This is a genomic window from Brevibacterium sp. S111, from assembly GCF_004745075.1.
Lineage (GTDB): Bacteria > Actinomycetota > Actinomycetes > Actinomycetales > Brevibacteriaceae > Brevibacterium.
Genome location: NZ_RHFH01000001.1, coordinates 195809 through 209757, shown reverse-complemented (window position 1 = coordinate 209757; position 13949 = coordinate 195809). Strand labels below are relative to the sequence as shown.

General features: G+C 65.8%; 14 protein-coding genes. 12 read left to right on the top strand and 2 right to left on the bottom strand.

All coding sequences use genetic code 11. The annotated features are described in order from the left end of the window. Position 1: 1 nt before the first annotated feature. The 3 genes from EB836_RS01055 to cls all read left to right on the top strand — a co-directional run bounded on the left by EB836_RS01055 (position 2) and on the right by cls (position 5020). The gene (locus tag EB836_RS01055) at positions 2-2107 is read left to right on the top strand and encodes an acetyl-CoA carboxylase biotin carboxylase subunit (protein ID WP_135537263.1); all 2106 of its coding nucleotides are present in this window, start codon (positions 2-4) and stop codon (positions 2105-2107) included. A 33-nt stretch (positions 2108-2140) separates the two neighbouring features. Further along, positions 2141-3313, top strand: a complete 1173-nt coding sequence (locus EB836_RS01050; protein ID WP_135537262.1) for an acyl-CoA dehydrogenase family protein — start codon at positions 2141-2143, stop codon at positions 3311-3313. Positions 3314-3547: 234 nt separating this feature from the next. Beyond that, the gene (gene cls, locus EB836_RS01045; RefSeq protein WP_135537261.1) at positions 3548-5020 is read left to right on the top strand and encodes a cardiolipin synthase; all 1473 of its coding nucleotides are present in this window, start codon (positions 3548-3550) and stop codon (positions 5018-5020) included. A gap of 282 nt (positions 5021-5302) precedes the next feature. Here cls and EB836_RS01040 read toward each other — a convergent pair whose 3' ends face one another. Next, positions 5303-6124 carry an HAD-IIA family hydrolase gene (locus EB836_RS01040; protein ID WP_135537260.1) on the bottom strand — a complete coding sequence of 274 codons (822 nt, stop codon included), beginning with the start codon at positions 6122-6124 and terminating at the stop codon, positions 5303-5305. A gap of 201 nt (positions 6125-6325) precedes the next feature. Between EB836_RS01040 and EB836_RS01035 the strand changes: the two genes are divergently transcribed. Next, a complete protein-coding gene (locus tag EB836_RS01035; RefSeq protein ID WP_135537259.1) occupies positions 6326-6652 on the top strand; it encodes a metalloregulator ArsR/SmtB family transcription factor in 327 nt (108 codons plus the stop codon). A gap of 47 nt (positions 6653-6699) precedes the next feature. Then, positions 6700-7185 (top strand): SRPBCC domain-containing protein, encoded by a 486-nt coding sequence (locus EB836_RS01030; RefSeq protein WP_135537258.1) that lies wholly within the window; start codon positions 6700-6702, stop codon positions 7183-7185. 110 nt (positions 7186-7295) lie between these two features. Here EB836_RS01030 and EB836_RS01025 read toward each other — a convergent pair whose 3' ends face one another. Then, complete coding sequence (locus tag EB836_RS01025) at positions 7296-7646, bottom strand: histidine phosphatase family protein (protein ID WP_135537257.1); 351 nt, start codon at positions 7644-7646, stop codon at positions 7296-7298. Positions 7647-7789: 143 nt separating this feature from the next. On the opposite strand from EB836_RS01025, the gene EB836_RS01020 reads away from it, so the two are divergent. The 7 genes from EB836_RS01020 (at position 7790) to EB836_RS00990 (ending at position 13909) form a co-directional block, all read left to right on the top strand. Next, a complete protein-coding gene (locus tag EB836_RS01020; RefSeq protein WP_135537256.1) occupies positions 7790-8314 on the top strand; it encodes a MaoC family dehydratase in 525 nt (174 codons plus the stop codon). 8 nt (positions 8315-8322) lie between these two features. Next, a complete protein-coding gene (locus EB836_RS01015; RefSeq protein ID WP_135537494.1) occupies positions 8323-9126 on the top strand; it encodes a CoA ester lyase in 804 nt (267 codons plus the stop codon). 20 nt (positions 9127-9146) lie between these two features. After that, positions 9147-9812 carry a peptide deformylase gene (locus EB836_RS01010; protein ID WP_135537255.1) on the top strand — a complete coding sequence of 222 codons (666 nt, stop codon included), beginning with the start codon at positions 9147-9149 and terminating at the stop codon, positions 9810-9812. A gap of 46 nt (positions 9813-9858) precedes the next feature. Then, positions 9859-11073 carry a hypothetical protein gene (locus EB836_RS01005; RefSeq protein ID WP_135537254.1) on the top strand — a complete coding sequence of 405 codons (1215 nt, stop codon included), beginning with the start codon at positions 9859-9861 and terminating at the stop codon, positions 11071-11073. A 135-nt stretch (positions 11074-11208) separates the two neighbouring features. Next, entirely contained in the window at positions 11209-11739 is a 531-nt protein-coding gene (msrA, locus tag EB836_RS01000) for a peptide-methionine (S)-S-oxide reductase MsrA (protein WP_135537253.1), read from the top strand. Beyond that, complete coding sequence (locus tag EB836_RS00995; RefSeq protein WP_240689524.1) at positions 11727-12596, top strand: nitroreductase family protein; 870 nt, start codon at positions 11727-11729, stop codon at positions 12594-12596. The genes msrA and EB836_RS00995 overlap by 13 nt, the downstream gene beginning before the upstream one ends. Further along, positions 12593-13909 (top strand): MFS transporter, encoded by a 1317-nt coding sequence (locus tag EB836_RS00990; RefSeq protein WP_240689523.1) that lies wholly within the window; start codon positions 12593-12595, stop codon positions 13907-13909. The genes EB836_RS00995 and EB836_RS00990 overlap by 4 nt, the downstream gene beginning before the upstream one ends. Positions 13910-13949 lie beyond the last annotated feature (40 nt).

Genomic DNA, 13949 nt, shown 5'->3' with positions numbered 1-13949 from the left:
CATGTTCAATACAGTTCTCATCGCCAATCGCGGAGAGATCGCCCTGCGCGTCATCCGCACCTGCCGCCGGCTGGGCATCCGCACCGTCGCCGTCTACTCCGACGCCGATGCCCAGGCCGCGCACGTCAAGGCCGCCGACCTCGCCGTGCACCTCGGTCCGGCCGCCGCTGCCGAGTCGTACCTGCGCATCGACAAGGTCATCGCCGCCGCCGAGGCGACCGGTGCGCAAGCCATCCACCCCGGCTACGGGTTCCTGTCGGAGAACGCCGAGTTCTCCGCCGCCTGCGAGAAAGCCGGAATCGTCTTCCTCGGACCCGGGGCAGATGCCATCCGGACCATGGGCGACAAGATCACCGCGAAGCAGGCCGTGTCCTCCCGCGGAGTACCCCTCGTACCCGGCACGAAGGACGCCGCCATGAGCGACGAGTCGCTCATCGCCGCATCCGCCGACATCGGCTTCCCCGTGCTCATCAAACCCTCCGCCGGTGGTGGAGGCAAAGGCATGCACGCGGTGTTCGACGCGGACAAGCTGCCCGAGGCGCTCAAGACTGCCCGCCGCGAGGCCGCGAGCTCCTTCGGCGACGACACCCTGTTCCTCGAACGTCTCGTCGCCACCCCGCGCCACATCGAAGTCCAGATCATGGCCGATGCGCACGGCAACGTCATCCACCTCGGCGAACGTGAATGTTCGCTGCAGCGCCGCCACCAGAAGGTCATCGAGGAGGCTCCGTCGGCGCTGCTCGACGAGGCCACCCGAGCCCGGATCGGCCAGGCGGCCTGTGAGACCGCGAAGTCCGTGGGCTACGTCGGGGCCGGAACCGTCGAGTTCATCGTCGGCGCCGACCGCCCCGACGAGTTCTTCTTCATGGAGATGAACACCCGTCTCCAGGTCGAGCACCCGGTCACCGAGGAGGTCACCGGGATCGATCTCGTCGAACTCCAGCTGCGCATCGGCGCCGGTGAAGAGCTGCCTCTGGTCCAAGACGACATCACGATGACGGGGCATTCGATCGAGGCCCGCATCTACGCCGAGGATCCCTCGCGCGGCTTCCTGCCCACCGGCGGGCGCGCCCTCGACGTCGTCTTCCCCGAAGGCGAAGGCATTCGCGTCGATGCCGGTCTCGAAGCCGGGCAGACCATCGCCTCGGACTACGATCCGATGATCGCCAAGCTCATCGTCCACGCACCCGACCGGGCAGCCGCGCTCGCTCGCCTCGACGCCGCGCTCGCCGCCTCGGCGGTGCCCGGCATCGTGACGAACATCGACTTCCTGCGCACGCTCATCACCATCGACGCAGTGATCTCGGGTGATCTCGACACCTCACTCATCGACAACCTCGACGAGAGCCAGCTGGCCCACGTGCCGAGCGAGATCGACAGACAGGTCGCCGCCGCGGCAGTCATCGAGACTCTAGGCCGCGCAGGGACCGCGATCACCGGTGCGGTCACGGCCCGGGATCTGGCAGGCGCAGCAGTCGGCGGAACCGCCTCGGCGTGGGGGAGACCGGCGGCCTTCCGGACGTCTCGTCCCGAATTCCGCCCCACCGTGCGTCTCGACTTCGCCGAGGCCGGCGAGATGACTGTCGACGACGGCGACGAGGTCGAATACGGCCCGGCACCGGCCGCCGCCATGGCACCCGGGGTCGAGGTGAGTGCACGGGCAGGCTCCGTGACCATCGACGACACGGGGCTGTGGCATCTGAGCATCGACGGCATCCAGTACACCGCCCGCATCTTCTCTGATGCCGGCAGCCGCAGCATCTGGGTCAGCAGCGACCGCGGCGTCCATGCCTTCAGCCGTCCGCGGGCCGATACCTCGCTGACGCCCGGACTCGACGGTGCGGAAGTGCTCGCCCCGATGCCCGGATCCGTCGTCGACATCAAAGTCGCCACCGGCGACCACGTCGAACAGGGCGACCCGATCGTCGTCGTCGAAGCGATGAAGATGGAGCACGTGCTCACCGCGCCCGCCGCCGGCATCGTCACCGTCACCGCCGTCGCAGGCATCCAGGTCGGACTCGACGAGGTGCTCGCCACCGTCGTCGACGAATCCGCCGCCGAGGGATCCGCGGCGACACCGTCCACCGACACCACATCAGAGAACTGAACCGATAACCACGCCGCAAGCGGGGAGGAAACCATGGAAACCTTTGTTCCGGGCATGTTGCCCGAAGAATACGAAGACCTGCGCCAGGGTGTTGCGAAATTCACCGACGAAGAGGTCGCACCCGTCTCAGCCGAACTCGATGCCAAACACGAGTTCCCCTACGCACTCGTTGCGAAGATGGGGCAGATGGGCCTGTTCGGTCTGCCCTTCGACGAGGAATACGGCGGCATGGGCGGAGACTACTTCGCCCTGTGCCTGGCCATCGAGGAGATCGCCCGAGTCAACCAGTCTCTGGCCATCACCCTTGAGGCCGGCGTCTCGCTCGGTGCGATGCCGATCTACCGCTTCGGCACCGAGGAGCAGAAGAAGGAGTGGCTGCCCAAGCTCACCGACGCCTCCGGACTGGCCGCCTTCGGTCTGACCGAGCCCGAGGCCGGATCCGATGCCGGGGGCACGAAGACGAAGGCCACGCTGGAGAACGGCACGTGGACGATCAACGGCAGCAAGTGCTTCATCACGAACTCCGGCACCGACATCACCCGGCTGGTCACCGCCACGGCAGTGACCGGGACCCGAACCTCGAAGTCAGGCCGTGAGGTCCCCGAGATCTCGACGATCATGGTCCCCACCGGGACACCGGGCTTCACCGCCGAACCTGCCTATGACAAGGTCGGCTGGAACTCTTCGGACACGCACCCCCTGACCTTCGACGATGTGCAGGTGCCCGAAGCCAACCTGCTCGGCGAACGCGGACGCGGATATGCGAACTTCCTGCGCATCCTCGACGAGGGCCGCATCGCCGTGGGCGCACTGTCCGTCGGTGCTGCTCAGGGCTGCGTGGACGAATCCGTGAAGTACGCGAAGGAACGCCAGGCCTTCGGCAAGCCGATCGCCGACTTCCAGGGCATCTCCTTCAAGATCGCCCGCATGGAAGCCCGCGTCGTCGCCGCCCGCTCGGCCTACTACCTCGCAGCCTCCCGGATGCTCGCCGGACTGCCGTTCAAGAAGGAAGCGGCCATCGCGAAGATGATCGCCGGTGAGGCCGCCATGGACAACGCCCGCGACGCCACCCAGATCCACGGCGGCTACGGGTTCATGAACGAATACCTCGTCGCCCGCCACTACCGCGACTCGAAGATCCTCGAAATCGGCGAAGGCACGACCGAGGTCCAGCTCATGCTCATCGCCCGCGAACTCGGAATCTGAACCGGATCGGTCCCTGAACCGGTTCGCGCCGGTCGCGTTCGCGCTCAAGCGCTCCTTCGGGGACCGACCCGCACCCCGCCCGCCGAGGCGGTCGTGCACATCCGTACGGACGTGGACGACCGCCTCGGCGGGCGATTCGATCGGGGTGATCGATTCGGCCGAGCCGGGCAGGCGATAGTCTGGGGCGACAGGACATCGAGGTGACCGGGCGACCGATTGTGGAGGTGAACGCGGATGGACCTCAGCGTGGTGGCTACGGTGGCGACGACGACCTGGATCGTCATCGAATACATCGTCAAGATCATCGCAATCGGCGTCGTGCCGGAGAACCGGCGACCGTCGTCCTCCTCGGCGTGGCTGCTGCTCATCCTGTTCGTGCCGATCGTCGGCATCCCCGCGTTCATCATGCTGGGCAGCCCCTCCATCAACCGCCGGAGGGCGGAGATCCAGGCCGAAGCGAACGAACTCATGCACGAAGGCGCCGACGACCTGCCCGATGTGCCGCCCTCGCTGGTCGCCGCCCCGGAATTCGTCTCCATCGCCCAGCTGGGGCGGGCACTGACCGCGCTTCCGATGGTCACCGGTGACAGCCACGGGGTGATCTCGGACTACGAGGAATCCATCGCCCGGATGTCGCAGCTCGTCGACGAAGCGCGCGACTACGTCCACGTCGAGATCTACATCATGGCCTGGGACTCGACGACCGACGTGTTCTTCCGCGCACTCGAACGAGCCTCGGCACGTGGGGTCGAAGTGCGCGTCCTCTTCGATCACATCGGGTCTCGGAAATACCCGGGATTCCACCGGCTGGGCAAGCGACTGACCGCCGCCGGCATCGAATGGCATCTCATGCTGCCGTTCATCCCGTGGCGGGGCAAGGCCCGGCGGATCGACCTGCGCAACCACCGCAAACTCCTCGTCGTCGACGGGGCGAAGGCGATGATGGGTTCGCAGAACATGATCGACTCGACGTACCTGAATAAGAAGAACGTGCGCATCGGTCGTCATTGGCACGACACCATGGTCGAACTCTCCGGCCCCATCGTCGCCGGGATCGAGGCTGTGTTCTCCACCGACTGGTACAGCGAATCAGGAGAGGCGCTGGGGGTCCGACCCTACGCTCGCGACGGCAACGAACCCGAAGTGGGCGGGGCGACGAGCGCGATGCAGCTCATTCCCTCGGGGCCCGGCTTCACCACCGAACCGAACCTCAAAGTCTTCACCTCGATGATGTACCTCGCGCAGAAGCGCCTGGCCATCGTCAGTCCCTACTTCGTGCCCGACGAATCGCTGCTCGCCGCGGTCGGCACAGCGGCTCGGCGCGGCGTCGAGGTCGAACTCTATGTCAGCGAGCAGGCCGACCAGTACATGGTCGACCGTGCTCAGTCCTCGTACTACCGGTCGCTGCTCGAAGCGGGAGTGCGGATCTTCATGTTCCCGAAACCGGCGGTGCTGCACACGAAGTGCTTCGTCGTCGACGACACCTATGCGGTGATGGGCTCATCGAACATGGATATGCGCTCCTTCGGCCTCAACTACGAGATCAGCCTGCTCACGACCGGTGGTGACCTCGTCGACGACATCGTCGAGGTCGTCGCCGGCTACCAGGAGGTCAGCCGAGAGCTGACACTCGAGGAGTGGGAGAAGCGGCCGTTGAGACGCCGCTACATGGAGTCGGCGATGCGTCTGACCTCCGCCCTGCAGTGAGCCTCCGCGATGTAGTGATCCTGCACCCTGCTGTTAGCCTCCGCGATGTAGTGATCCTGCACCCTGCTGTTAGCCTCCGCAATGTAGTGAGCGCGGCACCGTAGCCGGTGCTGAAACTGGCGCGCCGGCACGTCCTGGCGCGGACTTGTGGTCACTATCGGACACTTTCGCCGAAACATAGGTCACTATCGGATACGTTTCGCGCTTGAAAGTATCCGATAGTGACCTATGTTTTTGGGGGCATCGCGTCCTGGGCCAGCGAACCAGCGGGGCCAGCGAGTCTCAGGCGGAGCCGGTGACGTCCGGGCCGAGCTCGCTGCGCGCCTCCAGTGGGACGTCGAGGAGCTCGTGGACTCCGTCGACGATCTCGTTGGGGCGGAACGGGAAGGCGCGGACATCCTCGACGGTGGAGATTCCCGACAGTACGAGCACGGTGTGCATGCCGGCTTCCATGCCGGCGATGATGTCGGTGTCCATGCGGTCTCCGATCATTGCAGTGCTCATCGAATGCGCGCCGATCTTGTTCAGGGCTGAACGGAACATCATCGGATTCGGCTTGCCCACCACGTAGGGATCGCGGTTCGTCGCCTTCGTGATGAGAGCGGCGATGGCGCCGGTGGCCGGAAGGACACCCTCGGGGCTGGGGCCGGTGGCGTCCGGGTTCGTGACGATGAAGCGGGAACCGGCATCGATGAGGCGGATCGCCTTCGTGATCGCTTCGAACGAGTACGAATGCGTTTCGCCGACGACGACGAAGTCCGGGTCGTGTTCGGTCATGACGAACCCAGCTTCGTGGATAGCCGTCGTCAGCCCCGCCTCGCCGACGACATAGGCGGTGCCGTGATCGACCTGATTGGACAGGAAGTCCGCGGTGGCCATGGCCGAGGTCCAGATGTTCGCCTCGGGGACGTCGAGTCCGTTCGAACGCAGCCGGGCCGAGAGGTCTCGGGCGGTGTAGATCGAATTGTTCGTCAGCACCAGGTAGGGGATGTCAGCCTGCCGCCATTGGGCGAGCAGTTCAGCGGCCCCGGGCAGGGGGTTGTTCTCTTTGACCAGGACGCCGTCCATATCGGTCAGCCAGCATTCGATCGAATCGCGATCCATGTCTCTCCTCGAACTCAGGGGTGGGCCGAAACGGCACACTCCCAGCCTAGTCGGAATCGATGCCCCTGCCGGAAACGAATGCCGGGACGGATCCGGTCGGCCGAGACGGGGGGCGATCACGTGAACACTGACCGTGCAGAACCCTTGACACCTGCATTGAGGACTGTATTGTAGGCGGTACTTAATTAAGTAGGTGCTTCAATGACTTTGGATCTCGTTTTCGGGGCTCTGGCCGACCCCACGCGCAGAGCGATCATCGATCGACTCCGTGATGGGGATTTGAGTTCGGGAGAGCTGGCGGATCCGCTGCCGATCAGCCGGTCCGCAGTCTCCCAGCACCTCAAGGTGCTCGAGAGTGCCGGCCTGATCACGAGGTCGAAGAGCGCCCAGAGACGAATCGTGTCGCTGAACGTCGATAGGCTGTCCGCTGCAACCGGCTGGCTGCAGGCCGCTCACGACGAATGGCAGCAGCGATTCGACAATCTCGACCAGGTTCTGGCCGCCGACCAGCAGGCTGAGACGTCCTGAACCCGTGCAGTCCTATACGGAAGATGATCGACTCAAGGAGGAGCATCATGAACACGAATGACACCACCGCCGACACGAACCCGACCGAGACCGAGGAGCCCGGCTTCACCATCGTCCGCGATTTCTCCGCACCCCGCGCACAGGTCTGGCGGGCCTGGACCACCCCGGACGTCATGGCCCGCTGGTTCCACCCGGAGACCCTCGTCACCCCACGCGACTCGGTGAGCGTCGACCTCCGCGAAGGCGGCCTCTACGCGTACACGATGGTCATCGAGGAGACCGGTCAGGAGTTCCCGGTCGCCGGCAGATATCTGCGCGTCGAGCAGCCCCGGCGGTTGGACTTCACCTGGGGTAGTCCCGAGGAGATCGACGCATCGCCGCGGGTGAGCATCGAATTCGACGAGATCGACGAGGCCACCACCCGCATGACATTCTCCGTGACCGGCATCCCGAACGATTCCGGTTCCGAAGCGAGCGCCTACGACGGATGGAACTCTGCATTCAGAGTCCTCGATGCAGAGCTCGGCTCCTGAGCCGAGACCGGAAACAGCCTGCCTCGGCCCGCCGGGAATGAGGCAGCAGCGCTCATCCGCCCAACAGTCCGCAGCGTCCGCACGAAACATCACAACGACCGTGGATCGCCTCAGACATCGTCGAGGTGGTCCACGGCCGCCAGTGTGCGCAGAGTGCGGTTGCCGAACACGTCATCCTCGACCAGCTCGGTGATGCACCCCGGTGAGGCCGCGAAGGCTGCCCGTCCCATCGCCTCGAGCGGCAGCTGCAGCCAGCGGCCGACGACGAAGGTGTGCGAGAACCCATGAGTGACCACCACCTGGTGGTCACGCGGGCGCGTCAGAATCCGGTCCATCGCCGCATAGACGCGGGCACCCGCCTCACGCCGGGTCTCCGCGCCTTCGATGCCTTCGAAATGATCGAGGCGCAGATCGTGGCCGCAGGGCCCGGCCGGCACGGGAGGGAAGACAACCGTCGACATGGTGCTCGGACTCCGGGTGGGTGGCGACGTAGAGCGTGCGCACAATGGCCATGATGGGTGTGAGCCTACCGAAACCCGGCCCTGACTCGCAGCGGGCCGGAGACAGACGATAAGCTCAAATCACGACGAGTGAGGAGTGACACATGAGCGAGAAGGTCATCGAACAACGAGGTCTGTGGCTGGACGAGATGGAAGTCGGAGCGACCTACAAGCATGCGCCGGGGCGCACCATCACCGAGGCGGACAACACCTGGTTCACCGCCGTGACCATGAATACGCAGGCCCTCCACCTCGACGCGGCCTTCGCCGAGACCGAGCCCTTCGGCCAGCGCCTCGTCAATTCGATGTTCACCCTGGCCACCCTCATCGGCCTGTCCGTGACCCAGCTGACCCAGGGCACGATCGTCGGCAACCTCGGCTTCTCCGAGGTCAGCTTCCCGGCACCCCTGTTCCACGGTGACACGCTCTACGCGGAGACGACGATCCTCGACAAGCGCAACTCGAAGTCCCGTCCCGGGCAGGGCATCGTCACCCTCGAACACCGCGGCTACAACCAGGACGGCACCCTTGTGGCCAAAGCCGTGCGTCAGACCATGATGTTCGACTCGAGCCACGCGAAGGACGCGGGACACGCGACCGCAGACGACCAGACCGAATCAGGAAAGTGAGCACTCCCATGGCCCTCGAGTTCAAACCCGCCTGGCTCTTCTGCCCCGGCGACCGCCCCGACCGGTACACGAAGGCCGCCGAACGCTCCGACATCGTCATCCTCGACCTCGAAGATGCGGTCAACGACGGGGACAAAGCCGCTGCACGTGAGGCGATCATCGACTTCCCGCTCGACCCCACGCGTACGGTCGTGCGCATCAATGCCAGGGATTCGGACCACCTCGGCGAGGATCTCAAGATGCTCGCGCAGACCGAGTACACGGCCGTGATGCTGCCGAAGTCCGAACGGGGCACCGACCTGACGATCCTCGCCGACTACCAGGTCATCGCGCTCATCGAAACCGCGCTCGGGGCCGTCAACGTCGCCGAGATCGCTGCGGCCCCGAACACCTTCGCGCTCATGTGGGGCTCTGAGGACCTCATCGCCGATCTCGGCGGAGGATCCTCGCGCACCGCCGACGGCGCCTACCGTGACGTGGCCAAGCACGTGCGCAGCCAGACCCTGCTGGCTGCGCGTGCTCACGGCAAGTACGCCCTCGACTCGATCTGGGCCGACATCCCCAACCTCGAGGGGCTGGCGGACGAGGCCGAGGACGCCGTGCAGTCCGGGTTCTCCGGCAAGGTCTCCATCCACCCCAACCACGTGCCCGTCGTCCGGGACGCCTTCCGTCCCAGCGAGGAACAGCTGACCTGGGCGAAGTCCGTCCTCGAACTCGCCACCACGGAGAAGGGCGCGTTCGCGTTCGAAGGCAAGATGATCGACGCTCCGCTGCTCAAGCACGCCGAACTCATCGTCGCCCGCGCGGACTGATCCACGGAGGGACACGGAAGATGCACGAAGCCGATGCGATCATCGCCGACCAGATCCGCACCGTCCTCGCCGCCGCCGAGGCAGGCGGCGGGATCGCGGACATCGTCGAGGCCGGCGACCCGGCGCTGCGCGCTGAAACCCGTCCCTTCGACGGACAGGTCGACGACGCGGAGCTGGCCAAGCTCGCCGAGGTGATGCGGGCGACCATGCTCTCAGCCCCCGGCGTCGGCCTCGCCGCCCCGCAGGTGGGCATCGGCCTGTCGATGTTCGTCGCCGAGGATCCGGGAGCTCGGGACCCGGAGGTCGCCGCGGCACGCCAGCGCGAGCCGATGCCCCTGCGCGTGGTCCTCAACGCCGAGTACGAGCGGGCCACCGGTGAGGACGTCGCCTTCTACGAAGGCTGCCTGTCGATCCCCGGATACCAAGCCGTCGTCGCTCGCCCGCGTGAGGTCGAACTGCGCGGCACCGCTGTGGACGGCGAGCCCATCGCCGAGGTGGTGACCGGCTGGTCCGCCCGCATCGTCGCCCACGAGACCGACCACCTGTCCGGAATCCTGTTCCTCGACAAGGCCGAAATGCGGTCGTTGGCGACGAACGACTCTGTGGCGAAATTCTGGAATCAGCCCTCGACGCAGAAGGCCGCCGCCGAACTCGGCTTCGCCCTGCCCAGCGGCATGGTGATGTGAGGACGGTTCCCACCAATAACACAGGTGAACATGCTGGGATGAGGGCATGCGTCTTCCCGACATCCCCCAGCGTCATCACCGAATCGTCCGCACTGCCGCCACGCTGGCGGCAGCGTCCCTCGCGCTGGTCCGCAGGCGTGACGTCTCGGCCGAGAACCAGCGGTGCCTGCGGTTGGGCACCGCATTGGCAACCGGCGGTCTGACTTGGCTCACCGGAACCACCGCGTTCCTCGGCAAGGTCGGCGGATCGAGCGGCATCGATGAATTCCTCGAATCCTTCACAGGCCGGGGCACCGGGCCGGTGAGCTACTCCTATGAAGTCGACGCAGAGGGCCGCACCGGAGGGCGTGAGGGCGGTGTCGACCCCGAAGCGTGGTGGGATGAGCGCGCGGACCTGAAGTCACCGAGATTTCTCAATGCAGCCACCGCAGTGGCGGCCGGGGCAGCCGGCTGGGCATTGTGGCCTTTGACAGAGAACATCGCCGCGGCCGTCGACAAGCGGCTGCCGAAGGGCGTGGGCCGTGGGCTCAACGCCGTGGCCAGCGGCGGGCTCGTGGCACTGACCGGTGCGGTCATCGACACGGTCGGATCCTGGGCCGACGACGGCGAGGAGACGAACTGGGCCCCGGTCGAAATCGAGCTGCCCGCTCATATCCGCGAATCGGTCGAGCTCCTGCTGTCCCAGCCGCACCCGAATTCCCCTTCCACCGCCGAGGCGGTCCGCAAGCAGTTCGACTCCGCGCAGTTCTTCGTGTGGGTGACTTACCCGGACTCTCTCCATTCGGGGGACGAGCCGGTCCGCCTCGACTCCCAGCAGCTTGCGCAGGTGCTTGAAGGAGAAGACATCGTCTCGATCGAAGTTCGTCCCCGCACGGTGAGTCCTTCAATCGTGCCGGCCATGCAGACCTACCCGATCACCGGTCTCACCTGTGTCGCCGACCATGCCGATGACAGTGCGGACCGGGCAGCCGGTGGTGAGGCGAAGGGCAGCATGGAACTCAGCATCGAAATCGTCGACGGGCGCCTGAACCGATTGGACCTGGGCGAACCGATTGCGGACACCGACGCAGACATGCTCACCGCCGCGGCCCTGCGCGACTCCGTGCCGGGCACTCTCCACCCCGAGGAGACCGGCGACGAGGACGAAGCCGCCTACTGGTCGAGTCTCGAGATCACGGACGAGGTCTTCGACGAACAGGTGCACACGCTGGAGTCCTGGCCGCGACCGGAGGAACTGAGCATCCGCGTCGACGGGCAATGAGCCGGAGGGCCCCGTCATTTTCGAGAAGACGGCCATTTTCGAGCAGACGGCCGGCCCCGACGATGACCCGATCGAGAGTCGAAGGCAGGCGGAGTCTGCCGGGAATAACTCGCGTGTGTCATCGTTATACGAGTTATGAGCGATCTTCGTACCCTCACCCTCGGCGCCGGCTGCTTCTGGTGCCTCGACGCCGTCTACCAACGGACCACCGGCGTGAGAGAAGTGATCTCCGGATACACGGGCGGTCATACCGACGATCCCCGCTACCGTGAGGTCTGCAGCGGCACCACCGGTCACGCCGAAGCACTCCAGGTGACCTTCGACGCCGATATCGTTCCCGAAGAGGTCATCCTCGGGCTCTTCTTCACCGGACACGACCCGACGAGCCTCAACCGGCAGGGCTACGACGTCGGCACCCAATACCGTTCGGCGATGTTCTATCGAGATGAGGCCGAGAAGCAGCATTTCGCGCAGGCCATCGAATCCGCGCAGGCGCTCTTCGACGACCCGATTGTCACGACCCTCGAACCGCTCGGTACGTTCTACCCCGCCGAGGCGGTCCACCAGGACTTCTACACCGCGAACTCCGACAACGGCTACTGCCGTGTCATCATCGATCCGAAGCTCCACCGAGCCCGCACCGCCTTCGCCGAATGGGTGAGCTGATGGGCGGGCACAAGAAGGGCAAACACAAAGACAAGAAGCACAAGAAGTCCAAAGGCTCCACCGGCAAGGACACGGACCGTGCCTACGATGACGGTGCCTGTCAGGTGACGAAGGAACGCGTCCGCGCGCATTTCCTCGACGGCAACACCGGACCGTGGGCGAAGAACCTCGCCGCCGAGGAGGCGAAGAACGCCCAGCCCGCCGGGGCGGCCGCTGCTGCCGGGAACGGCAGCAGCGAATCCGGGCTGCCGACCCGGCGCGGGCCTGACTACTCCGTGCCGTCATCGATCGACCTCGTCGCCGACCCCGTCCTCCACGCCCTGTCGACGCGTCGTTCCATCTCCAAGGTCGATCCGGAGACCCCGAACGACGCCGACCTGCTCGAACTCATCCGCTCGATCTCCTCGGTCGCCGACCACAAGGGACTGCGCCCCTGGCGATTCCTCATCATCCGCGGAGACGACCGGCACCGCCTCGGTGAAGCCCTCGACGAAGCCGGGGGAGTCAGACGCAAACCCGGCGAGGTCAACCAGAAGCCCCTGCGGGCCGAGCTGCTGCTCGCGCTCGTGGCCTCACCGACGAAGCATGAGAAGGTTCCCGAATGGGAGCAGCACGCCACCGCCGCCGGAGCCGGTCATCTGCTCGAACTCGCCCTGTGGCAGGCCGGCTGGGGAGTGATGTGGCGCTCGGGCACCCTGGCCAACAGCGAACCGGTCCGCCGGCTCCACCGGCTCAAGGATTCCGAACTGCTCATGGGGTGGTTCTACATCGGTGCCGTTCCCGAACGGTACCGACAGCGCCTGGCCACGAGCACCCGACCGCTGCCGTCGCCCGAACAGTTCCTCGATACCCTGTGACAGGCCACGACGACCGGGACCACAGCGCCGTATCACCGGGAGCCGACACCGACTCAACGGCCCCCGCCCTCGAGGACGAGGCACGCCGGCTGCCCAAGGAGATCTACGTCCTCGTGGCCGCGGCATTCATCGTGGCACTCGGCTATGGCATCATCGCCCCGGTGCTGCCGCAGTTCGCAGCGAGCTTCGACTTCGGCGTCACCGCCGCTACGATCGTCGTCTCCTCCTTCGCATTCTTCCGGTTCGTCTTCTCACCGTCGTCGGGCCGCCTCGTCGACGCCTTCGGCGAACGCCGGATCTACATCACCGGACTCCTCATCGTCGCTGCCTCCACCGCGGCCGTGGCCTTTGCGCAGAACTACTGGCAGCTGCTGGTCTTCCGCGGCCTCGGCGGCATCGGGTCGACGATGTTCAGTGTCTCCGCGATGGCGCTCATCGTCCGTCTCGCACCGATCGATGCGCGCGCGAAAGCCTCATCGACCTACGCCACCGCTTTCCTCGTCGGCAACATCGCCGGCCCCGTCCTCGGCGGGGCCATGGCCGGTTGGGGCATGCGCGTGCCGTTCATCATCTACGCCGTCGGTCTGCTGCTGGCCGCGATCGTCGTGCGCGTCTTCCTCGCCTCGACCGCGGCGTTCGGATCCTCGACGAAATCCGGGCGTGCCCGCCTGGAGGCGACGAAGAATGAGAAGCAGCAGGAAGTCATGACCTTCCGCCAGGCGTGGAGCGACTCGGCCTACCGTTCGGCTCTCATCTCTGCCTTCGTCCAAGGCTGGTCGGCGATGGGCATCCGCGTGGCCATCTACCCGCTGTTCGCGATCCAAGCCCTCAAGGCCGACACTGCCGTAGCCGGACTGGCCCTGACCATGTTCGCCATCGGCAACGCCTCAGCTGTGACCGTCGTCGGACGCTTCGCCGACACGCTCGGCCGCAAACCCTTCATCCAATGGGGACTCTTCGTCCTCGGCGTGACCACTGCGGCGTTGGCGTTCACCGACGCGATCTGGGTCTTCTTCGTCTTCTCCGTCATCGCCGGAGTCGGCTCCGGACTGGCCAACCCCGCCCAGCAGGCGACCGTGGCCGATGTCATCGGCCGCGAACGCAAGGGCGGTCGAGTGCTCGCGCGGTACCAGATGGCTCTCGACGGCGGTGCGATCATCGGGCCCATCATCGCCGGTGCGATCGTCGACCGCTTCGACTACTCGTGGGCGTTCCTGCTCACCGGCCTCCTCGGCGTCATCGCTGCGGGGCTGTGGTTCTTCGGTCGTGAGACTCGTCCGCGGCAGGTGCGGGAGACGAAGAAAGAGTCCTGAGGAGTCAGGTTTTCCTCATGTGCCGCCCAGCGGACATTCA